This is a genomic window from Methylorubrum aminovorans (assembly GCF_022179725.1).
Lineage (GTDB): Bacteria > Pseudomonadota > Alphaproteobacteria > Rhizobiales > Beijerinckiaceae > Methylobacterium > Methylobacterium aminovorans.
In genome coordinates this window covers 67,661-90,193 of sequence record NZ_BPRC01000002.1, presented here as the reverse complement: position 1 = coordinate 90,193, position 22,533 = coordinate 67,661, and the positions used below count along the sequence as shown (strand labels likewise).

Annotated in this window: 24 protein-coding genes; 15 read left to right on the top strand and 9 right to left on the bottom strand. The window is 69.0% G+C overall.

From position 1 onward, the window contains the following. Positions 1–13: 13 nt before the first annotated feature. From MFF24_RS05420 to fae, 5 genes are all read left to right on the top strand, one after another. Positions 14–1,138 (top strand): ATP-grasp domain-containing protein, encoded by a 1,125-nt coding sequence (locus MFF24_RS05420; protein ID WP_238223056.1) that lies wholly within the window; start codon positions 14–16, stop codon positions 1,136–1,138. Continuing rightward, positions 1,068–2,039: a methenyltetrahydromethanopterin cyclohydrolase gene (mch, locus tag MFF24_RS05415; RefSeq protein WP_108939828.1), complete on the top strand. Its 972-nt coding sequence runs from the start codon at positions 1,068–1,070 to the stop codon at positions 2,037–2,039. Before MFF24_RS05420 ends, mch begins: the two co-directional genes overlap by 71 nt. A 276-nt stretch (positions 2,040–2,315) precedes the next feature. Next, on the top strand, positions 2,316–3,230 hold the full coding sequence (locus tag MFF24_RS05410) for an ATP-grasp domain-containing protein (RefSeq protein WP_238223055.1): 915 nt from the start codon (positions 2,316–2,318) through the stop codon (positions 3,228–3,230). Continuing rightward, complete coding sequence (locus MFF24_RS05405; protein WP_238223054.1) at positions 3,227–4,102, top strand: triphosphoribosyl-dephospho-CoA synthase; 876 nt, start codon at positions 3,227–3,229, stop codon at positions 4,100–4,102. The genes MFF24_RS05410 and MFF24_RS05405 overlap by 4 nt, the downstream gene beginning before the upstream one ends. Positions 4,103–4,337: 235 nt before the next feature. Then, positions 4,338–4,850 carry a 5,6,7,8-tetrahydromethanopterin hydro-lyase gene (gene fae / locus MFF24_RS05400; RefSeq protein ID WP_108939831.1) on the top strand — a complete coding sequence of 171 codons (513 nt, stop codon included), beginning with the start codon at positions 4,338–4,340 and terminating at the stop codon, positions 4,848–4,850. A 135-nt stretch (positions 4,851–4,985) separates the two neighbouring features. On the opposite strand, the gene MFF24_RS05395 is transcribed toward fae, so the two are convergent. After that, complete coding sequence (locus MFF24_RS05395; protein ID WP_238223051.1) at positions 4,986–5,684, bottom strand: HisA/HisF-related TIM barrel protein; 699 nt, start codon at positions 5,682–5,684, stop codon at positions 4,986–4,988. A gap of 3 nt (positions 5,685–5,687) precedes the next feature. On the opposite strand from MFF24_RS05395, the gene MFF24_RS05390 reads away from it, so the two are divergent. Further along, positions 5,688–6,719, top strand: a complete 1,032-nt coding sequence (locus MFF24_RS05390; protein WP_238223046.1) for a hydantoinase/oxoprolinase family protein — start codon at positions 5,688–5,690, stop codon at positions 6,717–6,719. A 52-nt stretch (positions 6,720–6,771) separates the two neighbouring features. Beyond that, positions 6,772–6,972 (top strand): hypothetical protein, encoded by a 201-nt coding sequence (locus MFF24_RS05385; protein WP_096484828.1) that lies wholly within the window; start codon positions 6,772–6,774, stop codon positions 6,970–6,972. A gap of 4 nt (positions 6,973–6,976) precedes the next feature. Here the strand turns inward: MFF24_RS05385 and MFF24_RS05380 are convergent, their stop codons facing one another. The 8 genes from MFF24_RS05380 to MFF24_RS05345 all read right to left on the bottom strand — a co-directional run bounded on the left by MFF24_RS05380 (position 6,977) and on the right by MFF24_RS05345 (position 13,247). After that, complete coding sequence (locus MFF24_RS05380; protein ID WP_373322657.1) at positions 6,977–7,984, bottom strand: beta-propeller fold lactonase family protein; 1,008 nt, start codon at positions 7,982–7,984, stop codon at positions 6,977–6,979. A gap of 16 nt (positions 7,985–8,000) precedes the next feature. Beyond that, positions 8,001–8,531 carry an SRPBCC family protein gene (locus tag MFF24_RS05375; RefSeq protein WP_238223041.1) on the bottom strand — a complete coding sequence of 177 codons (531 nt, stop codon included), beginning with the start codon at positions 8,529–8,531 and terminating at the stop codon, positions 8,001–8,003. A gap of 65 nt (positions 8,532–8,596) precedes the next feature. Beyond that, positions 8,597–9,130, bottom strand: a complete 534-nt coding sequence (locus tag MFF24_RS05370) for an SRPBCC family protein (RefSeq protein ID WP_238223040.1) — start codon at positions 9,128–9,130, stop codon at positions 8,597–8,599. 41 nt (positions 9,131–9,171) lie between these two features. Beyond that, positions 9,172–9,768, bottom strand: a complete 597-nt coding sequence (locus tag MFF24_RS05365; protein ID WP_238223038.1) for a DUF447 domain-containing protein — start codon at positions 9,766–9,768, stop codon at positions 9,172–9,174. A gap of 1 nt (position 9,769) precedes the next feature. Next, a complete protein-coding gene (locus tag MFF24_RS05360; protein WP_238223036.1) occupies positions 9,770–11,344 on the bottom strand; it encodes a DUF6513 domain-containing protein in 1,575 nt (524 codons plus the stop codon). Next, entirely contained in the window at positions 11,341–11,961 is a 621-nt protein-coding gene (locus tag MFF24_RS05355) for an amino acid kinase family protein (protein ID WP_238223034.1), read from the bottom strand. Before MFF24_RS05355 ends, MFF24_RS05360 begins: the two co-directional genes overlap by 4 nt. 5 nt (positions 11,962–11,966) lie before the next feature. Beyond that, positions 11,967–12,680 (bottom strand): (5-formylfuran-3-yl)methyl phosphate synthase, encoded by a 714-nt coding sequence (locus MFF24_RS05350; RefSeq protein ID WP_238223032.1) that lies wholly within the window; start codon positions 12,678–12,680, stop codon positions 11,967–11,969. Between the two features lie 45 nt (positions 12,681–12,725). Further along, positions 12,726–13,247: a DUF3280 domain-containing protein gene (locus MFF24_RS05345; protein ID WP_238223030.1), complete on the bottom strand. Its 522-nt coding sequence runs from the start codon at positions 13,245–13,247 to the stop codon at positions 12,726–12,728. Between the two features lie 230 nt (positions 13,248–13,477). Between MFF24_RS05345 and pedA1 the strand changes: the two genes are divergently transcribed. From pedA1 to MFF24_RS05305, 8 genes are all read left to right on the top strand, one after another. Then, on the top strand, positions 13,478–14,740 hold the full coding sequence (pedA1, locus tag MFF24_RS05340) for a lanthanide ABC transporter ABC transporter substrate-binding protein PedA1 (RefSeq protein WP_238223028.1): 1,263 nt from the start codon (positions 13,478–13,480) through the stop codon (positions 14,738–14,740). Positions 14,741–14,917: 177 nt separating this feature from the next. After that, complete coding sequence (locus MFF24_RS05335; protein WP_133088176.1) at positions 14,918–15,925, top strand: YVTN family beta-propeller repeat protein; 1,008 nt, start codon at positions 14,918–14,920, stop codon at positions 15,923–15,925. A gap of 92 nt (positions 15,926–16,017) precedes the next feature. Next, positions 16,018–16,452, top strand: a complete 435-nt coding sequence (locus MFF24_RS05330; RefSeq protein ID WP_238223025.1) for a cupredoxin domain-containing protein — start codon at positions 16,018–16,020, stop codon at positions 16,450–16,452. Position 16,453: 1 nt separating this feature from the next. Further along, positions 16,454–16,708, top strand: a complete 255-nt coding sequence (locus tag MFF24_RS05325) for a hypothetical protein (RefSeq protein WP_238223023.1) — start codon at positions 16,454–16,456, stop codon at positions 16,706–16,708. After that, positions 16,705–17,454 (top strand): lanthanide ABC transporter ATP-binding protein PedB/LutE, encoded by a 750-nt coding sequence (gene pedB, locus MFF24_RS05320; protein WP_238223016.1) that lies wholly within the window; start codon positions 16,705–16,707, stop codon positions 17,452–17,454. The genes MFF24_RS05325 and pedB overlap by 4 nt, the downstream gene beginning before the upstream one ends. Next, on the top strand, positions 17,451–18,344 hold the full coding sequence (gene pedC / locus MFF24_RS05315) for a lanthanide ABC transporter permease protein PedC (protein WP_238223014.1): 894 nt from the start codon (positions 17,451–17,453) through the stop codon (positions 18,342–18,344). Before pedB ends, pedC begins: the two co-directional genes overlap by 4 nt. Before the next feature lie 10 nt (positions 18,345–18,354). After that, positions 18,355–18,984 (top strand): hypothetical protein, encoded by a 630-nt coding sequence (locus MFF24_RS05310; protein ID WP_238223012.1) that lies wholly within the window; start codon positions 18,355–18,357, stop codon positions 18,982–18,984. Positions 18,985–19,733: 749 nt separating this feature from the next. Then, positions 19,734–22,253: a TonB-dependent receptor gene (locus MFF24_RS05305; protein ID WP_108939848.1), complete on the top strand. Its 2,520-nt coding sequence runs from the start codon at positions 19,734–19,736 to the stop codon at positions 22,251–22,253. The last annotated feature ends 280 nt before the right edge of the window (positions 22,254–22,533 follow it).

The following is a 22,533-nucleotide window of genomic DNA, read 5'->3' as shown; positions in this document are numbered from 1 at the left end:
GCTCCGCCCGTTCGTGCTCGACCTGTTCGGCGACGAGGACACCCTGGCGCTGGCCGAGGCTCACCGCCCGCTGCCCGGCCGCTTCGGTGCCGGAACCCGCGACCGCGCGAGCGTGCTGGCGGGGCTCGATGCGCTTTCGGAGCAGGCGGGCGGTGCCCTCGGTGTCGTCCTCGGCAGCGGCTTCGAGGGCGCGCCGGATCTCATTGCGGAGATCGCCGCGCGCCATCGCCTGCTCGGCGCGGGCGCGGAGACGGTCGCCGCGCTCAAGGACCCGTTCGGCTTCGCCGCGCTGTGCCAGCGCCTTGCGATTCCGCATCCGGCGATCGGCGCCGGCCCGGTAACCGACCGGGGCGCCTGGCTCCTCAAGCGGGCGGGCGGCTGTGGCGGCTCGCATGTCCGCGCGAGTGCGGCCAGCGCCGCCCCGCCTGGCCACTACCTCCAGGCCCGGATGCCCGGCCGCGCCGTCGCCCTGAATTTCTTGGCTGATGGGCACACCATCGAGCCCTTGGCGATCACCGAGCAGTGGCAGGCGCCCTCGCCGCTGCGGCCGTTCCGCTACGCCGGGGCGCTCGCCCGCGGCCGTGACGAGGGGGAACCGGTCCCGGTCCGGATGGCCGCGGAGATCGCCGAGGCCGCGCTTCGGATCGCCCGCGCCACCGGCCTCGCCGGCCTCGCCAGCGCCGACTGCCTCGTCCATGGCGAGAGCTGGTGGCTGCTCGAAATCAATCCGCGCCCCGGCGCCACCCTCGATGTGCTCGACCGCCGCCCGACGCCGCTGCTGATCCAGCATATCGAGGCGGCGCTCGGCCGCATGCCTGCCATCGAGGCAAAGCCGGCGGATGCGACGGGCGCCGAGATCTGTTACGCGGCCCGGACTTGCGCGGCGGTGCCGCCCCTCGACTGGCCGGCTCACGTGCATGACCGGCCGCGGGCCGGCAGCCTCGTGGCGCGCGACGCGCCGCTCTGCACGGTGACGGCCTCCGGGCCGGACGCCGCGGCGGTCAAACAAGAATTGCGGGCGAGGGCCGAGCAGGTCCGCGCGCTGCTGGAGGAAACGGAGAACAGTCATGAGTTCCAACACGAGCGCGCCGAGCCTCAACGCCCTGGCCGGGCCGCTGGTCGAGAGCCTCGTCGCTGACGCGGCCAAGCTCCGTCTCGTCGTCGCCCAGGAGAACGGCGCGCGCACCGTCGATGCCGGCGCCAACGCCCGCGGCTCGATCGAGGCCGGCCGTCGCATCGCCGAGATCTGCCTCGGCGGTCTCGGCACGGTGACGATCGCGCCGACCGGCCCGGTCGCCTCCTGGCCCTACACGGTTGTGGTCCATTCTGCCGATCCGGTTCTGGCCTGCCTCGGCTCGCAATATGCCGGCTGGAGCCTCGCCGACGAGGATGGCGATTCCGGCTTCTTCGCCCTCGGCTCGGGTCCCGGCCGCGCGGTCGCCGTGGTCGAGGAACTCTACAAGGAGCTCGGCTACCGCGACAACGCGACGGCCACCGCCCTGGTGCTCGAATCCGCCAGCGCCCCGCCGGCCTCCGTGGTCGACAAGGTCGCCCGGGCCACCGGCCTCGCCCCCGAGAACGTGACCTTCATCTACGCCCCGACCCAGAGTCTCGCCGGTTCGACCCAGGTCGTCGCCCGCGTGCTGGAGGTGGCCCTGCACAAGGCGCACACCGTCGGCTTCGACCTGCACAAGATCCTCGACGGCATCGGCTCGGCCCCGCTCTCGCCGCCGCATCCGGACTTCATCCAGGCGATGGGCCGCACCAACGACGCCATCATCTACGGCGGCCGGGTCCAACTCTACGTCGATGCCGACGACGCGGACGCCAAGCAGCTCGCCGAGCAGATTCCCTCCACCACCTCGGCCGATCACGGCGCGCCCTTCGCCGAGATCTTTTCGCGGGTGAACGGCGACTTCTACAAGATCGACGGCGCGCTGTTCTCCCCGGCCGAGGCCATTGTCACCTCGGTCAAGACCGGCAAGTCGTTCCGCGGTGGCCGGCTGGAGCCGCAACTCGTGGACGCGTCCTTCGCGTAAGATGCCGACGTGAGACCCTCCCCGCAGCGGGGGAGGGCTGTCGAGAGCCGACTCGACCGGGGTGCTCTGGCGAGCTCCTCGGGGCCTCATGCTGAGGTGCTGCGTCAGCAGCCTCGAAGCACGCCGCGACGCGTACTCCAACGGACCGGTGCCATAGGATCGGTCGTTGAGGCGTGCTTCGAGGCCGAGCTTTCGCTCGGCACCTCAGCATGAGGACCGTCATGAACGCCCGAATGGGTCGGTCAAACTGGCGCTCAGAAGAACGGATAAGTGTGAATGCGCATCGGGCTCGCGGCCGACAACGGCAATTGGCACAAGGCGCGGCTGCGGCAGGCGTTGCGGGATCTCGGTGTCGAGCCGGTGCTGTTCTCGCTCGCTGACGTCGCCGTAATGACGGGCGGGGGCGAGCCGCTGCGCGTCCCTGGCTTTGCGGACGGGCTGCCGGACGGCGTCCTACTGCGCACCATTGCCGGCGGCACCTTCGAGGCCACCACGATGCGGCTCGGCGTGCTCCACGCGCTGGTCGCCTCCGGCGTCGGGGTCTGGAACAGCCCCACCGCCATCGAGCGCTCGGTCGACAAGGCGGCGACCTCGCTGCTGATCGCCCGCGCGGGGCTGCCCACCCCCGACACCTTCGTCGTCTCGAAGCGCGAGGCAGCGGCCGAGATCGTCGCCCGCGAGGCACGGCCCGGAAAGCCGATCGTGCTGAAACCCCTGTTCGGCTCGCAGGGCGAGGGGTTGATGCTCCTCGAAAATCCCGACGATTTGCCGGCGCAAGAAGCCGTCAACGGCGTCTACTACCTCCAGCGCTATGTGCCGCGGGTTGATGGGCTGTGGCGCGACTACCGCGTCTTCGTCTGCGAGGGCCGGGCCATTGCCGGGATGATCCGCGAGGGCGACGGCTGGATCACCAACGTCCACCGCGGCGGACGGCCCTTCGCCTGGGACGTGCCCGCCCGCGCCGCCGAACTCGCCGAGGCGGCGGCGGCGGCGGTCGGTGTCGACTACACCGGGATCGATCTCGTCGAGGACGGGGAGGGCGGTTTCCTCGTCCTGGAGGTGAATTCCATGCCGGCCTGGTCGGGCCTGCAGCAGGTCACCGAGGTCGACATCGCCGGGGCGGTCGCCCGCGGCTTCCTCAACGCGGTGCGCGCCGCTCGCCCGCCGCGTCTCGTCTCGGCGCTCGGATGAGCGGGGCGCCGCAGGACGGTCTGCCCGCTCCGGTGGTGGCCGACCTGTACCGGGCCGCCTGCCTCGCCGAGCTCGACGCGCTGAAACCCGGCAACGTTCACGGCTACGCCCCCGGCCACCGCATGGTCGTGGCCGATTTCGTTACCAGCGCCGATGTCTCGGCGCCGCCGCTCGCCGAGCCGGGCGCGCGGGTGGGCCGCCGGGTGCGCGGCGGGGTCGAGGCCACCTTCGCCGCGGTGGGGCAGAACACCAATCTCGGCATCCTGCTGCTCTGCGCGCCGCTGGCCCGTGCCGCGGAACGGCCCGGCCCCTTGGTCGAGGCCCTGAACGCCGTGCTGGCGACGTTCGACGCGTCGGACGCCCGCGACGTCTTCGCGGCGATCCGCCGGGCCAATCCCGGCGGCCTCGGTCGGGCCGCGCGCCACGACGTCGGCGAAGATCTCGGCGCGGAGGGGACGATCCCGCCGCTCCTCGCGGCGATGGCCGAGGCCGCCCCGCGCGACCGCATCGCCCGCGCCTATACCGACGGTTTTCGCGACCTGTTCGCGATTGGCGTGCCCGCATTGAGCGAGGCGCGGGCGCGGGGCCTTGCACCGCCCTGGACCACCACGGCTGTCCACCTCGCCTATCTAGCAGCGGTGCCGGACAGCCATATCGCCCGCAAGCACGGCCCCGACCGGGCCGAGGCGGTGCGGGCAGATGCGCAAGCACGGCTCGCCGGCATCGACCTCGCCGCCGCGCCGATCGAGCCGCTTCTTGCCTACGACCGGGTGCTGAAGGAGGCCGGCCTCAACCCCGGCACGAGTGCCGACTTCACTGTCGCGACGCTGTTTCTCGATGCGCTTCTCGCCGCCCGCGGCGAGGCCGTCTGACCCCTCGCCCGCGAGGGGATGAATCTTCGCGCGTCAAGGCCCCCAACGACCCAAAAAATCGCCGATTTCAGGGTCTTGCGCGGGTTGTTCGGCGGAAAGGCCCGCTGTAGGGTCCGCCCCGCTATCCGGGCAAACCGGCTCGGCTCTCAGCCGGGCGCCGCAAACAAGGATGGCTTCCAGGCCACGCCTTCTCTCAGGGCGGGCCTTTTTTCAGGAATCCAGGGAGAGACCCCGAATGGCAAAGATCACCAAGGTTCAGGTCGGCGAAGCCCTCGTCGGCGACGGCAACGAGGTCGCCCACATCGACCTCATCATCGGACCGCGCGGTTCGCCGGCCGAGACGGCCTTCTGCAACGGCCTCGTGAACAACAAGCACGGCTTCACCAGCCTGCTCGCCGTGATCGCGCCGAACCTGCCGTGCAAGCCGAACACGCTGATGTTCAACAAGGTCACCATCAACGACGCCCGTCAGGCCGTCCAGATGTTCGGCCCGGCTCAGCACGGCGTCGCCATGGCCGTGCAGGACGCGGTTGCCGAAGGCATCATCCCGGCGGACGAGGCCGACGACCTGTACGTGCTGGTCGGCGTGTTCATCCACTGGGAAGCGGCCGACGACGCCAAGATCCAGAAGTACAACTACGAGGCCACCAAGCTCTCGATCCAGCGCGCCGTCAACGGCGAGCCGAAGGCTTCGGCCGTGACCGAGCAGCGTAAGTCGGCGACCCACCCCTTCGCCGCCAACGCTTAGATCGGAGGCAGTCCTGGGCAGAGCGAGCCTCCGCCCGCACCGCGGGGTCTGCTCCAGCGACTGGCTTCGATCTTCCTTGGACGTTGATGGATTGGGACGGCTTCGGCCGTCCCTTTCTTTTTGGGCGAAGGCCTTTCAGCGCAGCCGCCCGTCATGGATCGCCGAGGCCACGAGCGCCCCCGCGGCGCCGGCCTGCGCGAGAGCCGCCACATCCTCCGGCCCCCGCACGCCGCCGGCCGCGTAGATCCGCCGGTGCTGGCCGAGCGCGACCGCTCGTGAGATCCCGGAGAGATCCGGACCCGTGCCGGTGCCGACCCGCGCGAGCGTCATCACGATCACGTCCTCCGGCCACGACCCCGCCTCCTCGTGCAGGGCCTCCGGCCCGAGCCGCTCCGCGCCGCGCGTGTCGAGTGAGAGCACGGCACGGTTGCCGAGGGCGCGCACGAGCCCGGCATCGCGCTGGCTCTCGCTGCCGATCACCGGACGGCCGAGGCCGAGCTGGGTGAAGCGCTCAACTGCGGACAGATCGGAGAAGCCGGCATCGACCCACAGCCTCACCCCGGGACAGGCGCTTGCCACCGCCTCCAGGCTGGCACCGTCGGGCTCGACGCCGTCCATGATCGCATCGAGATCGGCGACGTAGAGGCAATCGGTTCCGACGGCATCGAGCAGGCCGCGGGCGATGTCGGCGGGCCGCGAGCCTCTGGCCAAGGGGGTGTCGATCGGGGCATAGGCGTCCCGCTCGCCCGCGCGGGCGCGCACCACCTGCCCTCGGCGCAGGTCGATCACCGGGATCAGCCGAAACGGCGGGGCCCCTTCAGAACCGTGAGACATCGTGTGAACCGGACGAACAACAGGGTCATCGGGTGGGATCTCGGCGGGGTGCATGTCAAGGCGGCCCTCGTCGAGGACGGCTGCGTGGTCGAGGCGGTGCAGGCGCCCTGCCGGCTCTGGCGCGGCGTCCCCGCCCTTGATGAGACCTTCGCGCAATTGCCGGATTGGGTGCGCGGCGAGGCTCATCACGCGGTCACCATGACCGGCGAACTGACCGATTGCTTTGCCGACCGGGCGAACGGGGTTCACCAGCTCTCCGCCTGGGCTGCCGCGACGCTGACGGGCGACGTGAGGATCTATGCCGGCCGCGCCGACTTCGTGTCGGTCGAGGAGGCTCGCACGCATGCCGCCGACATCGCCTCGGCCAACTGGCACGCCACCGCCGCGCTGATCGGCCGGCACGCGGGCCACGCGCTTCTGGTCGATATCGGCTCGACCACCGCCGACCTGATCCCGATCGTGCAGGGCGCACCGGCCGCGGAGGGCTATAGCGACGCGGAGCGCCTGGAGACGGGTGAGCTCGTCTATACCGGCGTCGTGCGCACGCCGCTCCTCGCTTTCGCCACCCACGCCCCCTGGCACGGCCGGCGCACGCGGCTGATGGCCGAGACCTTCGCCAGCACCGCCGACATCTACCGCCTCACCGGCGACCTGCCCGAAGGGGCCGACCAGCAATACAGCGCCGACCTCAAGGGCAAGTCGATCCCCGAGACCGAGACCCGGCTCGCCCGCATGGTCGGCCGCGACCGGGGGGAGGGGAGCGAGGCGGAGTGGCGGGCGCTGGCCGCGTGGTTCGCCGAGGCGCAGTTACGCCCCCTGCACGATGCCGCCGCGGTGCTGCTGTCGCGCGCCGATCTGCCGGAGGACGCACCGCTCGTCGTCTGCGGTGCTGGCCGCTTCCTGGCCGAACGGCTCGCCGCACGTCTCGGGCGACGCTCGGTGCCGCTGACCGAGACCATCGCCGCACACCTGCGCGGGGAGGCCGCCTGGGTCTCGACCTGTGGGCCGGCGGTCGCCGTCGGCCTGATCGCGTGAGGAACCGGGCCGGCGCCGCGCGTTGTCGGGGATACGTCACGAGGAGATGCGAATGACCGCAGGAAACAAGCTCGCCCGCATCCTGGCCACCCGCACCGGCGAGGCGATCGAGCTGGCCTTCGTCACCGAGGACGGCCGCACCACACGGGTGCTCGCGAGCGACGACCAGATCGACCGCCTCGTGGACGAGTTGGAAGACATCCTCAATTCGCCCGCCGAGACGGGGTCCGGTGAGCCGCCTGCGGCCGCCTGAGCCGCTATCGCAAAAAGTCTCCGAAGGCGCGCGGCCCGTCGCCGGTCTCGACCGTGCCGGTGACGGCGAGGCTGACCGGATCGATCAGGCTCAAGGCGTTGTCGCCCCAGTTGGCGACGACGATGGTCTTCCCATCCCGCGTGGCGGCGATCCCCTCGGGATGGTCGCCGACATCGATCGCGGTGATCACCTTGAGGGTCTCGGGGTCGAACACCGTCACGGTGTTGGAATACTGGTCGGTCACGAACCCCTTGCCGGCAGCGAGCGCGATCACGTAGGGCCGCTGGCCGGTGGTGATGCGGCCGGTCTCGCGGCCGGCCCCGACATCGATGGCCGAGACGTCGTTCGAGACCACGTTGGCGGTGTAGGCTCGGGTCGCGTCCGCCGAGAGGGTGAGGCCGAACGGGTGCTGGCCGACCGCGACGCGCCGCGTCTCCCGACGGGTGCCCACGTCGATGATCGAGACCGAGTCGGATTCGCGGTTGGCCACCAGCAGCGTGGCGCCGTCCGGCGTGACGGCGATGCCGGACGGGGACTTCCCGGTGGCAATCTCGCCCTCCAGTGTCAGGCCCTCCGCATTCGGGCGCAGGACGAAGACTCGGGTGCCGTACCAGTCGGCGACGTAGACCTCGCCGGATTTCGGATTGACACCGATGCCGAGCGGGCCGCCGGGCAGGTCGAGGCTCGCCGTGACCTTGCGCGCGTCGAGGTCGATCACCGAGACGCCGTGGCCCTCGGGGCGGGTGACGTAGGCGGTTTTCCGGTCGGGCGAGAGGGCAATTCCGGCTGGTGCTCCCGCCACGGGAATCGAGTGCAGGATTTTCTTCGACGCGAGATCGACGATCTCGACGGCGTTGCCGAGTTGCGCCGTGACGAGGGCTTCCTGGGCCAGGGCGGGGACGGAGAGCGAGGCCATCCCGAGGAGGCCCCAGATCCAGGCTCTCCCCCCGCGGCCGGAGGAAGCGTTGGACGGCCGGCGCGCCCGCCGATCGGATCGAAGCACGCCGGCCATCCGCATTATCGAAGCCTTACGAGCCCTTCTCGGCCTTGGCCTTCACGTTCTCCAGGCCCGCCTTGTAGAGGCCGAGCACGGCCTTCTTGGAGGCCTCGTCGTTCAGCTCGGGCGGCGGATCGTTGTTCATGTAGCCGCGGTAGAACGCGCCGCGCCACGTCATCTTGGTCTTGGCGCCGTCGCCCTCTACCTCGATCGTCGAGGAATAGTCGTTCACCGGCAGGGTCTTCACGTCGACCTTGGTGATCCGGTACATCAGGGTCTTCTTCTCGGCGTCGTACTTGGCAAGCTCTTCCTCGACCGTGGCGCCGCCCTTCAGCGTCAGCGTGCGGGTCGCCTTGACCTCGTTGCCGCCCTTGCCCTCGGTCTTCTCGACCACCGGGATCCAGCTTCCGTCCTGGAAGTTGCCGACGATCGCCCAGACCTTGTCGGCGGGGGCGTTGATCTCGATCGACTCCGAAACCTTCTGCCGGGTCGGGCCGTGCGCCTGCGCGGCAAACGTCACCGTGGCGAGCGCCGCCACGGCGGCGAGCGTCCTGAACTTCATGTGTTTTCTCCTCCCATCGAAGCCGCCGAGCATGGCCGCTTCACCCTTGGTTCGAGCGACTTGTGTCAGGAGCCGCTCTTCTCAAGCCTGGCCTTGAGGTTCTCAAGGCTGGCATGAATCCAGGCCCGCACGCGCGTCTCCGAATTCTCGTCGTTGAGTTCGGGCGGCGGGTCGTTGTTCGGATGGCCGCGATAGAACGCGGCCCGCCATTCGACCCGCGCCTGCGCGCCCTCGGGCTGCACCGAGATCGTGGCCGAGTAATCCTTGGCAGGCAGGTCGGCCACCTCGTTCTCGAGGATGTAGTAGGCGAAGCTTTTGCGCTCGGCATCGAGCTTGCGGGCCTCCTCGACGATGACGTGGCCGTTCTTCAGCGTCAGGCGGAAGACCGGTTTGTCGGCGCTCCCCTGCCGTTCGCCGCGGGTCACGTTCTCGATCCAGTTGGCATCCGCCGGGTTGCCGACCACCGACCAGACCTTGTCGGGGGAAGCGTCGATGGTGATGCTCTCGACGATCTTGCGCCGCGTCGGGGCGTGCTGAGCCTCCGCTGCCACGGCGGTGACGGCGAGCGCCGCGGCGGCGAGCAGTGCGATCCGCTTCAAACCGGGAATCTCCTTGGGAATGTCTCGAAGCCCCTGGCGCCTCACAGGGGGCGGCTCGTTCCGTCAAGGACGCGGCCGGTGCGCCCGAGGGCCCCCGCGACCTTGTCCTCGATCCAGTCCCAGGCCTCGCGCTCAGTAGGGCCGGCGGTCTTGGCGATGGCTATGGCATGATAGGCCATCTCCGTCAGGACCTTTTCCGGCTCCAGCATGTGGAGCCGCGTGGACAGGATCGCCGCCTCGATCACCGCCGCTTGCGCCCGGTTGTAGCCGATGAACGGCACGTGGCTCACCGCGTGCACCATCCGCCCGCGATAGCGCGGGCGCTGGGGATCGTCCTCGATCGCCGCCACCTCGAACTCGGCATGGCCGAAGCACTCGGCGAGCCGCTTGCCGGGGACGCGGTCGCAATCCACCACCGGCCAATCGCGCCGCCCCGTTACGACGCCGGCGATCACCCGCACATCGCTGGGTGCCGAGGCCGTAAAGTAGGGGCGCTGCGCGAGGTTCTCGATCGTCGGCGAGGGTCGAAACGGGGCGAGCACGAACTCCTCGCCCTCGCGGATCAGGCCGAACGGCACGAGATGCATCGCGCCCGTCGCCGACAGGGTCGTGACGACGGTTTCCAGGATCAGCGGCATCTCAGCTTCGGCCCTCGTCCGTCACCAGGCGGCCGCAGACGATGCGGCCGCTCTTTGGCTCCGAAAGTCGATCGGGCTCGGCCTCCGAGCCGCGTCCCGTCTCGGTTTCAGGCGGACTCGCACCCTGCTCCGGTCCGGCCGCGGCGGCGCGCTCGGCGGCGGACGCCTTGGGGCCGCTATGCTTGGTGTGGGCGGCTTTTGTCGGCCCGGCCGCCTTGAAGGCGGTGGTGTCTTCCTGGGTCCGGTCGGCGGCGCAGCCCCAGTCGAGCGGTTCGTCCTGCACGTAGCGCTTGCCGAGCCGGAACGCGGTCTCGGCCTTGGTCAACTCGCCTCCGAGATAGAAGGCGTGCGCGCCGTCGCTCTCCACGCTCAGTTCGGGGAAGAAGGCCATCGCGTCGGTGCCGGTGGTGTGACGGTCGCGGTTGTAGACGTGGATGCCGTCTTCGGCCACCGCGATGCGGTAATTGGGATCGCGCACCTCCGCGGCGAGGGCCGCGATCTCGTCGGGGGTCTGCACGAAGGGGCGCTTGTCGTGAAGCGCCAGAAGGTCGCGGCCGTAGCCCTTGGGCAGGGCGGCGTCCTCTCGTGCCGCGTACATCACCCGGCGGGCGGCGTCGTGCTCCTCCACCGTGCGGCGGGTGTGGTTCGAGACCTGCACGATGAGCACGTTGCGGATGGCGAGTTCGGAGCACATGCCGACGAGGAGCGCGGTGACGCCGAGGCTGTCGGCCTCGGTGAGTTCGGTGAGGTTGCCGGTGCCCATCATCATCTCGATGTTCGGCCAACGCGCCCGGATCTCGCGATAGCGGACGATCGAATCGACGAAGCCGAAATGAATCGGCTCCAGGATCGGATCCGCCATGTAGGGACGGCCTGCCTGCTCCATCCGCTCGATGGCCCGATCCAGCGAGGGCAGGTCGTCGGGCCGCATAGGCACGAGGATCGGCACCGCGTCGGTCTCGAAAGCGAGGTCGAGCCTCTCCTCGTTGAGGCTCAGCAGATAGTCGGCGCCGGCGCGCGCGCCGCGGGTCAATTCGTCGAGCGAGAAGGAATCGACGCTGACCTTCAGCCCGGCGCCCTTCAGGGCCCGCACGCTGTCCTCGAGATGCGGAAAGGCCGTGTCGGGCAAGCCACCGAGATCGATCACGTCGGCACCGCGTCGGGCCAGGTCGAGGCCCTTGGCCAGGATCTGGTCCGGCGTCATCTTCGAGGCGTCGACGATCTCGGAGAAGATGCGCAGGTCATGGCGCGAGAGGTCGACCTTGCGCCCGGTGAGGCCGAGGTAAGCCGGCAAATCGACGATCTCGTCAGGGCCCCGCTCCACAGGCAGGCCGAAATGCTGAGCCAGCGCGTCCGGGTTGGCGCGGCAGCGACCGGGCAGGACGATGCGGGTCGCGCCGTCGGGCATCTGCACCCGGCGCTTGATGATCTCCTCGGTCATCAGCGCGGCGACCTTCACCCCGGCATCGGCAATGCTCCAGGTGAAGCGCTCGGCTGGCAGCGTGGCGGCGACCTTCTCGAGGCGGGCATGGGCCAGCTTGCCGGTGATGAAGACGAGGTGTTCGGGCGCGCTCATGCGGCGGGCCTCTCGCAGGAAGCGTCGGGGCCTCGGATCACGATCGCCCCAGGAAAGGCGGCCGCGAAACGGGGGAAGGCGGCATCGACGAGGCCGGCCTGCGCCAGCGAAGCCGGATCGGTTCGCGCCGGGATATTAGCCGACTTAACCAGAATGCAGCGCTCCGCGCCGAGCATGCCGGCAAGCCAGAGGGCGAGGCTGTCGGAGGTGATCGCCCAACTCTCGGCGATGTCGGGATGACCCGCTTTGACCGCAACCGGATCCCAGATCACCGAGCGGCCCTGGGCGAGGGCGTCGGCCACGGCCTCCGGGCTCGCAGCGACGGCCAGCCTCGGTTCTAGCGCGCCAAACACCTCGGCCATGCGGCCCATGGCGTCGAGGGCGAGGCGGTGAGCGAGCCCGTCGTCGAAGCCGAGCGCGGCCTGCGCCGTCCGCACCGCGTCGGCAAAGGGGCCGCCGCCGGGCACGATCGCCACAGAGGCGTTGTCCACGCAATCGGTGAGGGTGGCGCGAAGCCGGGCCCCATCGGAGACGAGGCTGCCGCCGATCTTGATGACGGTGCGGCCTGAATCGCTCCCCCCTCCGCCGGCGAGAGGGGTTGGCGTTGAACTTGTCATGGCTGTCACGCCGCGTCGGCCCGCGGGCTGTCCCGCATCGCCGTCACCGCCCGCGCGACCCGCGCGCCGTCGAGTGCCTGCCGCCGGTCGCCGTCGCGGCAGAGGCCGCCGCGGAAGCCGAGATAATCGGGGTTGAGCCTCGCCAGCGCCGGGATGTCGGCAAGCCCGAGTGAGCCGGCAAGCCCGCTCATCAGGCCGTGCGCGCGGCAACCGGCGACGAAGGCGGCGAGCTGCGGCGCGGACATCAGGGTGGGCAGCGCCGTTCCCGTCTTGCCGCGCGTGTCGATCATGGCTCCGACGAAGCCCGCGGCAGCCAGACGCGCGGGCAACGCATCGCCGGCGAGGCCGTCCTCGGCGAACAGGACGCCGATCACCCGGCCCGGCGCCCGCGCGGCAGCCTCGGCCAGGGCGTCGTCGTCCGCGGTGCCGACCGCGATCTTGATGAAATCCACGCCCGTCGCGGCCATCTCCGCGATGGCGGCGGCGATCTCGGTTCCCGTTCCGTCACCGGCCACCGCGCTGGTGACGGCCCGCCTGCCGATGCCGGCGGCGACGGCGCGGACGGTCTCAGCCGGGAGGGCGCCGAGCGCCCCACGCTCGGGATCCTTGGCGTCGATCAGGTCAGCCCCGGCCCGGAGCGCGGTCAGGGCTTCGTCGGGCCCGCGCACGCTGACGAGCAGGCGGGGACGCACGGAGGAAATCGGTTGGATGTCGGACACGGGGAACGTTCTTGCTCAGCCTTGCGCGCCCGCACAAGCCCCGCCTCAGGAACGACCGGGCAGCGGCTCGGCCAGCAGGCGGTTCTTCACGATCCAGCGCGCGGCGTGGGACCAGTCGTCGTCGGTGTTGGCTCTTATCACGGCTTGGCCCTGGCGCACGACCTTGCCGCTCTCGGCCTCGGCGATGGTGACGACGAGGCTGAACAACTGGTTGGCGCCCTTGTCGGCGAAGGTGGTGACGGCGAGCTCTGCCCCGAGCGCCTTGGCGATCGGCGCGGTGCAGCCGTTGCACTTGTAGAGCGGGCTTTCCTTGCGGATTTCTTCCGCCTGAGGGCCGAGATCGACGCTCTCAAGGCCGCCCTTCTCGGCGAGCTGCTTGCGCAGCACGTCGGTGACGAGGTCGAGGCGCTTCTGATCGGCCGGCAGCGGCTTGCGGCCATAGGCCAGGGTCGGATCGTTCACCTCCGCCGGGAAGATCGCCGCCTTGCGCGCCGGCTCCTCCGCCGAAGCGGTGTTGGTGAGCGCGGACAGGAGGGTGAGGGCGGGCAGGAGGGCGCGAAGTCGCATGGGATCGGAGCCTGGATCGGGCGCGGTACCGCGCGGACAGCCTGTAACTTGGTTTCCCGGATCATTTGGCAACGGTCCGCGCAATCGTCCCGAGCGTATCGGCGAGTCCAGCAATGGATGCGAGCCATGTCGCGATCGCACCGTCCAGGGGGCGCGGGCTCGTAGTCTTATGAAAATCTTATGCTTCCGTCGTTGAGGCCGGTGGCAAGATGTTGCTAGCCTGCCGGGCAATGCGTTCGTCCGTCTCGACTCTCCTCGCCGTCGGCCTCGCGACCAGCCTGGCCGCGGCCCTGACCCTCCCCCTGCACGCCCAGGAGCCGAAGGCCGCCACCGGCGAACCGCCGTCGGGCTCGCCGACCGCCGGGGCGGCCACACCGGTTCCCGGCTCCGAGACGCGCGTCGCCGTGCTCTATCGCCCGGTGCCGGCGCCGTCCTCCTACGATGCGGAGGCCGATCCCGAGGATCTCGGCGTCGCCGGCGCGCGGATGGCGGTGAAGGACAACAACACCACCGGCCGCTTCACCAAGCAGACCTTCGCCCTCGACGAGGTCGCCCTCGAAGCCGAGCAGAATCCGGTCGAGGCCGCCAAGGCGTTGGCGGACAAAGGCGTGAAATTCTTCGTGCTGACCCTGCCGGCCGCCGAGGTGCTGGCGGTGGCCGACGCCCTGAAGGATACGGGGGCCGTCATCCTCAACGCCGGTGCGCCGGACGACCGGCTGCGCGGGGCCGATTGCCGCGCCAACCTGTTCCACGTGCTGCCGAGCCGCGCCATGCAGACGGATGCCCTAGCGCAGTACCTGACGCTGATGCGCTGGCGGAAGATCTTCCTGATCGTCGGTCCGAGCGAGCGCGACAAGGCTTACGCGGAGGCGATGAAGAACTCCGCCCGCAAGTTCGGGCTCAAGATCACCGCGGAAAAGCCCTGGACCTTCGGGCCCCTGGCCAAGGCCCGCGGCGACACGCCGACCCGGGCCGAGGCGATGGTCTTCACCCGCGGGCTCGACTACGACATGGCGGTGGTCGCCGACGAGGAGGGCGATTGGGGCGATTACGTCCCCTTCCGCACCGTCGATCCGCGCCCCGTGGCCGGAACGCAGGGGCTGATCGCCACCACCTGGCACCCGACGCTGGAGACCTGGGGCGCGGCCCAGGCGCAGAACCGCTTCCGCCGGCTCGCCGGGCGCCTGATGCGGCCGCTCGATTATCAGGTCTGGGCGGCGGTGCGCACCGTCGGCGAGGCGGCGACACAGGTGCGAGGCACCGATCCGGCCAAGCTCGCCGCCCACTTCGTCACGCCCGAATTCTCGCTGCCGGCCTACAAGGGCGTCTCGCTGACCTACCGTCCCTGGGACCATCAGTTGCGACAGCCGATCATCGTGGTGCAGCCCAAGGCGATGGTGTCGGTGGCGCCCGAGCCTGGCTTCATCCACCAGCGCACGCCGCTCGACACGCTCGGCACCGACGAGCCGGAAACGGCGTGCAAATTCCGGTGACGAGCGTTCCGGGCCGCTCTGGGGCGAAACAGCGACCGATGCGGCAATCGACCACCCGGCCAGCGACCGCACGCCGCCCGTTTTTCCTTTGAGCACCGGCCGGCGAGGGCCATGTCGCTGCAACAGTTTTCAACGCGGGCGCGCAACGACGCGCCGGAGACGACAGGGAGAACGCCGATGGTCGCTCGCGTGAGGGCGGGGTTGGGTTGCGCGGTGCTCGCGGGGAGTTGGTTCGGCCTCGCGGGGGCGTGGCTCGGCACGATCGGAACGGCGCAGGCCTTCACCGCCTACGTCACCAACGAGAAGGCCAACACCGTCTCGGTGATCGATACCGCGACCATGGCGGTGACCGCGACCTGGAAGGTCGGGCGGCGCCCGCGCGGCGTGACGCTCTCCAAGGACGACAAGGAGCTGTTCGTCTGCGCCAGCGACGACGACCGCATCGACGTGCTCGACACGGCGACCGGCAAGGTGGTCCGCTCGCTGCGCTCGGGACCCGATCCGGAGCAGTTCATCCTCGATCAGAGCGGCAATCCGCTCTACGTCGCCAACGAGGACGACAGCCAAGTCACCATCATCGACATCGAGAAGAACAAGGTGCTGGCCGAGATCCCGGTCGGCGTGGAGCCGGAGGGGATGGGCCTGTCTCCGGACGGCAAGGTTCTCGTGAACACCTCCGAGACCACCAACATGGCCCACTTCATCGACACCAAGACCTTCGAGGTGATCGACAACGTGCTGGTGGATGCGCGCCCCCGCTTCGCCGAGTTCTCCTCGGACGGCAAGCTCCTCTGGGTCTCGGCAGAGGTCGGCGGCACGGTCTCGGTGATCGATGTGGCCACCCGCAAGGTCATCAAGAAGATCACCTTCAAGATCCCGAGCGTCACCGACGAGCAGATCCAGCCCGTGGGTGTACGCCTGACCAAGGACGGGACCAAGGCCTTCGTCGCGCTGGGGCCGGCCAACCGCGTCGCCGTGGTCGATGCCAAGACCTATGAGGTGCAGAAGTACCTGCCGGTCGGCCAGCGCGTCTGGCAGCTCGCCTTCACGCCCGACGAGAAGCAGCTCTACACAACCAACGGCACCTCCAACGACGTCTCGGTGATCGACGTGGACGGGCTGAAGGTGGTCAAGAGCATCCCGGTCGGGCTGCTGCCGTGGGGCGTGGCGATCTCGAAGAAATAACTTCAGTTCGCCGGCTAAGGCATCGTTCCGAAAGTCGCTGGCGGCCCACGGAGAAGACGATGCAAGGCCGGCGAAGGACGGGAGGAAGCGACATGAAATGGATGACGCGCCTCGGCCTCGCCGCCGCGGCCCTGATGCTCGCCGGTGCGCCTGCGGGCGCCCTCGACCTCACCAAGAAGCGCCAGAACCTGCCCGACCTCGTCCTCGGCAACGACGAGGGCAACGACTTCGTGGTCGAGAATAAGGATATCGAGCTGGAGGCCGGCAAAGCCTACCGGCTGCGCATCGTCGCCAAGGGGCGGCAGGAGTACAAGTTCTACGCGCCCGAGTTCTTCCGCTACATCTGGTTCAACCAGATCGTCATCGAGCACAAGGAGATCCACGGCGGCGGTCCGCCCGACCACCTCGAATTCGACGATCCCGGCGAGATCGCCATCGAGTTCGTCGCCATCAAGCCGGGGGCGTACAAGTGGTACGCACAGGGGCTAGAGGAGAAGGGCATGGCCGGCACGATTACGGTGAAGTGAGATGGGGCTCCTCATGAAGCGCTTCGGCACCTCGCTCATCCTGTTCCTCATCGCTGCCCCCGCGCTTGCCGACGACAAGGCTGCCTGTGCCGAGGGCATCGCTGCGGTGAGGGCGCAGGCGGAAAAGCTCGCGCCCGAGGCCGTGCCGCAGAAGCTTCAGCGCGCCCTGAAGATCGCCGAACGCGAGCAGGGCGAAGGTGAGTTCGACGAGTGCCTGGAGGCGCTCGACGACGCGCGGCGGGCGCTGCCGAAATGAGCGCCGCCCTCGAGGTCGCCGGCGTCAGCCACCGCTTCGGCCAGCGCGCCGCGCTCTCCGACGTGTCGCTGACGGTGGAGCGCGGGCATTTCATGGCGCTGCTCGGGCCCAACGGCGCGGGCAAGACCACGCTCTTCTCGGTAATCACTCGGCTCTACAACCATCAGGAGGGCCGGGTCTCGATCCTCGGCCATCCCCTCGACCGCGAGCCGTCGCGGGCGCTGGCCGGCCTCGGCGTGGTGTTCCAGGCCCGGACGCTGGATACCGACCTCACCGTGGCGCAGAACCTGCACTACCACGCCAGCCTGCACGGCATCGGCCGGGCGGCGGCGCGAGTCCGCATCGAGACCCTGCTCGCCCGCGTCGGGCTCGCCGAGCGGCGCAACGACAAGATCCGCACCCTCTCCGGCGGCCAGTCGCGGCGCATCGAGATCGCTCGCTCGCTGATCCACGCGCCGCGCCTGCTGCTCCTCGACGAACCCACCGTGGGGCTCGACCTCGAATCCCGCGCCGACATCGTCGCCATCGTCCGCGCCCTGGTCCGTGAGGAGGGGCTGTCGGTGCTGTGGGCGACCCATATCTTCGAGGAGATCTCGCCCGACGATGATGCGGTCGTTCTTCATAGGGGCCGCATCGTCGCCCGCGGCCGGGCCGGTGAGATCGGCACCCCCGGCGAGACGCTGGAGGCCGCCTTCCGCCGCCTCGTCGCCGAACCCGACACGAGAGCCGTGAAATCCGCCGCATGAGTTCCCCACCGAACCCTGCCGTTGCGGCGCGCGCCGAGATTGGCGCACCGCCCGTCCCCCATGCCGGCCGGCTCGATGCGGTCGGCTATCTCATCGCGCTCGGCGGCATCGTACGCCGCGAGCTGCTGCGCTTCTTCCACCAGAAGGAGCGCTTCTTCTCGGCGATGGTCCGCCCGCTGGTCTGGCTGTTCATCTTCGCCGCCGGTTTCCGCAATACGCTCGGCACCTCGATCGTGCCGCCCTACGAGACCTATGTGCTCTACGAGGCCTACGTGGTGCCGGGGCTGGCCGTCATGATCCAGCTCTTCAACGGCATGCAATCCTCACTCTCGATGGTCTACGACCGCGAGGTCGGCTCGATGAAGGTGTTGCTCACCTCGCCCTATCCGCGCTGGACGCTGCTGCTCGCCAAGCTGATCGCCGGAACCAGCGTCTCCATCGTCCAGGCCTACGCCTTCCTCGCCATCGCCTGGTTCTGGGAGACCGGCATCCCGCCGGTCGGCTACCTCGCCGCCCTGCCGGCCTTCCTGGCCTCGGGGCTGATGCTCGGGGCGATCGGCCTGTTCCTGTCCTCGCTGGTGCGGCAGCTCGAGAACTTCGCGAGCGTCATGAATTTCGTGATCTTCCCGATGTTCTTTGCCTCTTCTGCCCTATATCCGCTCTGGCAGGTCCGGGCATCGAGCGAGTGGCTCTACCTGATCTGCCAGGCCAACCCGTTCACCCACGCGGTCGAGCTGGTGCGGTTCGCCCTCTACGGGCGTTTCGAGCCGGTCGCCTGCGCCGTCGTGGTCGGCACCGGCCTCCTGTTCTTCACCCTCGCCGCAATCGCCTACGATCCGGGCCGCGGCATCATGGCCCGGCGCGGCGGACCGGCCGGCGAAGCCGCCTGAGAGACGCACCATGATTCTTCGCTCCGTTCGTGCCCCGCTCAGCCTCGCCCTTCTTCTGACAGCCGGGCCCGTCCTGGCGCAGCCCAAGGCCGATCCGGATTGGCCCTGCGCCCAGCGTAAGGTGACGACGCTCGGCTACGGCTCGTTATGGACGGGCCCCGACCTTGCCGAGGCCGGGGAATGGGGCAACGATCGCGAGGCGGCCCAACTCGCCCGCAAGCTCGCCTCCCGCCGCACGGAACTGCGCGAGGCCGACATCCTGCTCGACGAGTTCACGGCAAAACTCGATCCGGCCGAGAAGGGCAAGCGGCTCACCCGCGTCTTCGCCGGCGTGTTCGAGGTCATCAACGGCGAGCGCAGCACGGTGATGAGCGGCATCACCCGCTACGCGCAGGGGCAGCGCCGGCTTGCCGAGCGCATCCGCGATGAGGCGGACAAGGTGAGCGAACTCAAGGACAGCCCGGAATCCGACCCCACTAAGGTCGCCTCCAAGGAGGTCGCGGACCTGGAGAGCCAGTTCAATTGGGACCGGCGCATCTTCGACGAGCGCAACCAATCGGTCTCCTATGTCTGCGAGGTGCCGACGATCCTGGAGCAGCGCCTGGGCGAGATCGCCCGCCGCATTCAGGCGCGCCTCTGATCCGGTCTCCGCTTGATCAAAGCGGGGAGCGGACCGTTCAGCCCACGCGGCGCTTGAGCGCCGGCCAAATCCGCCATCCCGAAGGGATCAACCGGATTTGATGTGAGACATGGCGTCAAGGCCAGTCGTGGGTTCCGGGTTCGCCTCTCGCGCCCCGGAATGACGGCGCGCGGTGTCGAACCGAAGCATTCAATCGAGACGGTAGGAGACGCGATCGCGCCGGAGATCCCGATCTCGTATCGGTTCCGCCATGCGGTCGATGAGCGTATCGGTCGAGCCGGTTCCGGAATCCGTCGATGCGAATCGCTCATGGCTCCGAGCGCTTCGCGATCGTCCTTGGAAAGCACGCGCCACTTCCAGTGAAGGGCAGGACCGGCCGGCGGGGAAGACTTCCGGTGACGTGCGTTTGATGGGTGAGTCGATTGCGGTGCACTCATTCCAGATCGAGCGGCTTCGGTTCTGCGTACCGCGAATTCCGTCGGGCTTCGATCGGATGAGCCGCGGGCGGTCGAAGAAGAATTGCCGAATGATCCCGATGTCGTCTTCCTCTTTGTCCGTAAGTCTCTGACGAAGCGTCAGAAATATGTTGCCATAACAGCACGCGTCGTCGGGAAGCTTGAGCGTCTCATCATAATCAATCCTGAAGAAGCCTAGCGGCGATTGTCGTAGCCCCCGTCCTTCAGCAACATCCGGCAACGGCCCCGCTTCAAGGGGCTGCAAGCACGAACGACAAGGGCTGGGGAATGACAATGCGGGTGCTGCGAGGCAGCCTCATCGCATCGGTTGCGCTGCTTCCGGGGCAGGTGATGGCGCAAGGCGCAGGTGGCGGGCAAGCCGTTACGCTGGAGGAGATCAGCGTTGTTTCGAACACGCCGGTTGCGGCTTCGCGCCGGGTCGTGGCGACGCCGACCGCGTCGGGGCTGCGCGAGACTGTCGTGCTCGACGGCATCGATCGCAACAAGCTGCCGCAGAACACGAGCGTGCTGACGGCGAATGACGTTTCGCGGGTCGGTTTCCCGAGCACGGTTCGGGCGCTGGACGAGCGCATCGGCTCGATCAGCATCAACAACGCGCAGGGCAATCCTTTCCAGCCGACGATCACCTATCGTGGCTTCGAAGCCTCGCCGCTCGGCGGCTCGCCCCAGGGCGTGGCGGTCTACCTGAACGGGGCCCGCTTCAACACCTCGTTCGGTGACACGGTGCAGTGGGACCTGATCCCCGACATCGCCGTCGACCGGATCGAGCTCGAAGGCTCCAACCCTGCCTTCGGCCTCAACGCACTGGGTGGCGCGCTCGCGGTGTCTCTCAAGAACGGCTTCACCTACCAGGGCACCGAGATCAACGCGCTGGGCGGCTCGTTCGGCCGCGGCGCGATCGCGTTCCAGCACGGCCAGCGCATCGACAATATCGGTCTGTACGTGGCCGGCACCAAGCTCGGCGAGGAGGGCTGGCGGCGCCACTCGCCGTCGCGCCTCAACCAGATCTACGCCGACCTCGGCGTGCAGGGTGAGAAGGGCGAATTCCACTTCAACGTCATCGGCGCCAGCAACAGCCTGACCGGCAACGGCACCGCCCCGGTCGAACTGCTCAAGGTCGACCGCAGCGACGTCTTCACCTATCCCGACCAGACCAAGAACGACTTCCTCCGCTTCCAGCTCTCCGGCACCTACGACGTCACGCCGACGATCAGCGTGCAGGGCAACGCCTATTACGGCCTGTTCCGGCAGCGCACCGCCAACGGCGACGCGGCCGACGTGGAGAACTGCGAGGCGGACGACGATTTCGTCTGCTCCGAGGGCGCGGACGACAACCAGTTCTTCCTGCGCGATCGCACCGGCAATCCCGTGCGGGCCGACCGGCTGCGCACCTTCAACTTCGGCGCGGTCAACCCGGTCTTCGCCGACCGCTTCGACGAGGGCGGCCCCTACGCCTTCCTGAACCAGACCCGCACCGACACCGACAATTTCGGCGCCACGGTCCAGACCGTCATCCGCGAGCCGCTGTTCGGCCTGCCGAACCGCTTCGTGCTCGGCGGCTCGTATGATGGCGGCCGGACCCGCTTCGGGGCCGACAACTCGATTGGCGGCCTCACCCTCGATCGCGGCTTCTCGCCCCCCGGCATCGTCGTCTCCAGCGACGACGGCATCATCACTCCCGTCTCCGTGCGCACCTCGAACGATTACGGCGGCATCTACTTCACCAACAACACCGACCTGACCGAGCGCCTGACCCTGACGCTGCAGGGCCGGTTCAACATGGCCAAGATCGTCCTGCGCGACCAGATCGGCACGGCACTCAACGGCGACCACTACTATGAGCGCTTCAATCCCGGGATCGGCGCGACCTACAAGATCATCCCCGACTACCTCGTCGCCTACGGCGGCTACACCGAGGCCAACCGCGCCCCGACGCCGGCGGAACTCTCCTGCGCCGACCCGCTGGCGCCCTGCTCGCTCACCAACTTCTTCGTCGGCGACCCGCCGCTGAAGCAGGTTGTGGCGCGTACGGTCGAAGCGGGTGTCCGCGGCCGCATCCCGCAGCCCGACGATATCTTCGGCGGCATCCTGTCGTGGAAGGCCGGCTTCTTCTCGACCCGCAACGACGACGACATCCTGTTCGTGCCGGCTCCCGACACGATCGGCCGCGCCTATTTCCGCAATGTCGGCTCGACCAAGCGGCAGGGCGTCGAAGCGAGCCTGTTCTACAACACGCCGCGCTGGAACGCCTTCATCGACTACGCCTTCGTCGATGCGACCTTCGAATCGCCGGTTGAACTCGCGGCCCCCGGCAACCCGTTCAACAGCGAGGGCGGCGACGAGGGCGGCGTCGTGCTCGTGCGTCCGGGCAACCGTCTGCCCGGTGTCGCGCCGCACCAGCTCAAGGTCGGCGTGCAGTACCAGGTGACGCCGGAATGGCGGATCGGCGCGCTCGCCCGCTTCGCCACGGGCAAGTTCCTCGTCGGCGACCCGACCAATCAGAACAAGACCACGGGCGACTACGCGGTGTTCGGCTTCAACACCAGCTACCGCATCGCGCCGAACATCGAGCTCTACGGCTTCGTCGAGAACGCGTTCAACGCCCGCTACGCCACCTTCGGTACCTTCTCGCCGGTGGACGAGGTTCCGATCGTCCGGGTGCCCAACGCCACCTCGAACCGCAGCCTTGCACCCGGCGCGCCGGTGGCGGCCTTCGGCGGCCTACGCATCCTGTTCGAGCCGCCGCCCCCGGCTCCCATCGTCGAGCCGCTGCCGCTGGTCCGCAAGGGCTGACGGCAGGTCGGATATCGGCCTCACCCGGACCGGTTGCGGTCCGGGACGTCTCGCAAGGGTTGCAAGCGGCGCGGTTCTCTTGAACCGCGCCGTTTCTATATTCAGGCGGTGAGCGCGGAGACTCCAGGCAGGAAAGCGCGCCGCTTCGCGCTCGCCTATTGCCAAATCATCCCGGGCAAGTTACGCAATCTCAGCGAGGCCGACCGGCCGCTTCGCCTCAGGTGAGCGGCCGCCATTGCCTCTGCGATTTTGCCGTCCGCCCGGTGCCGAGCCGGGCTTG

Bases quoted from the DNA above. Each gene is read 5' to 3' on its own strand.
- mch (WP_108939828.1), top strand. From the start codon at position 1,068: ATGAGTTCCAACACGAGCGCGCCGAGCCTCAACGCCCTGGCCGGGCCG.
- MFF24_RS05410 (WP_238223055.1), top strand. From the start codon at position 2,316: ATGCGCATCGGGCTCGCGGCCGACAACGGCAATTGGCACAAGGCGCGG.
- MFF24_RS05405 (WP_238223054.1), top strand. From the start codon at position 3,227: ATGAGCGGGGCGCCGCAGGACGGTCTGCCCGCTCCGGTGGTGGCCGAC.
- fae (WP_108939831.1), top strand. From the start codon at position 4,338: ATGGCAAAGATCACCAAGGTTCAGGTCGGCGAAGCCCTCGTCGGCGAC.
- MFF24_RS05395 (WP_238223051.1), bottom strand. From the start codon at position 5,684: ATGTCTCACGGTTCTGAAGGGGCCCCGCCGTTTCGGCTGATCCCGGTG.
- MFF24_RS05385 (WP_096484828.1), top strand. From the start codon at position 6,772: ATGACCGCAGGAAACAAGCTCGCCCGCATCCTGGCCACCCGCACCGGC.
- MFF24_RS05380 (WP_373322657.1), bottom strand. From the start codon at position 7,984: ATGGCCGGCGTGCTTCGATCCGATCGGCGGGCGCGCCGGCCGTCCAAC.
- MFF24_RS05375 (WP_238223041.1), bottom strand. From the start codon at position 8,531: ATGAAGTTCAGGACGCTCGCCGCCGTGGCGGCGCTCGCCACGGTGACG.
- MFF24_RS05365 (WP_238223038.1), bottom strand. From the start codon at position 9,768: ATGCCGCTGATCCTGGAAACCGTCGTCACGACCCTGTCGGCGACGGGC.
- MFF24_RS05360 (WP_238223036.1), bottom strand. From the start codon at position 11,344: ATGAGCGCGCCCGAACACCTCGTCTTCATCACCGGCAAGCTGGCCCAT.
- MFF24_RS05355 (WP_238223034.1), bottom strand. From the start codon at position 11,961: ATGACAAGTTCAACGCCAACCCCTCTCGCCGGCGGAGGGGGGAGCGAT.
- MFF24_RS05345 (WP_238223030.1), bottom strand. From the start codon at position 13,247: ATGCGACTTCGCGCCCTCCTGCCCGCCCTCACCCTCCTGTCCGCGCTC.
- pedA1 (WP_238223028.1), top strand. From the start codon at position 13,478: ATGCGTTCGTCCGTCTCGACTCTCCTCGCCGTCGGCCTCGCGACCAGC.
- MFF24_RS05335 (WP_133088176.1), top strand. From the start codon at position 14,918: ATGGTCGCTCGCGTGAGGGCGGGGTTGGGTTGCGCGGTGCTCGCGGGG.
- MFF24_RS05330 (WP_238223025.1), top strand. From the start codon at position 16,018: ATGAAATGGATGACGCGCCTCGGCCTCGCCGCCGCGGCCCTGATGCTC.
- MFF24_RS05325 (WP_238223023.1), top strand. From the start codon at position 16,454: ATGGGGCTCCTCATGAAGCGCTTCGGCACCTCGCTCATCCTGTTCCTC.
- pedB (WP_238223016.1), top strand. From the start codon at position 16,705: ATGAGCGCCGCCCTCGAGGTCGCCGGCGTCAGCCACCGCTTCGGCCAG.
- pedC (WP_238223014.1), top strand. From the start codon at position 17,451: ATGAGTTCCCCACCGAACCCTGCCGTTGCGGCGCGCGCCGAGATTGGC.
- MFF24_RS05310 (WP_238223012.1), top strand. From the start codon at position 18,355: ATGATTCTTCGCTCCGTTCGTGCCCCGCTCAGCCTCGCCCTTCTTCTG.
- MFF24_RS05305 (WP_108939848.1), top strand. From the start codon at position 19,734: ATGCGGGTGCTGCGAGGCAGCCTCATCGCATCGGTTGCGCTGCTTCCG.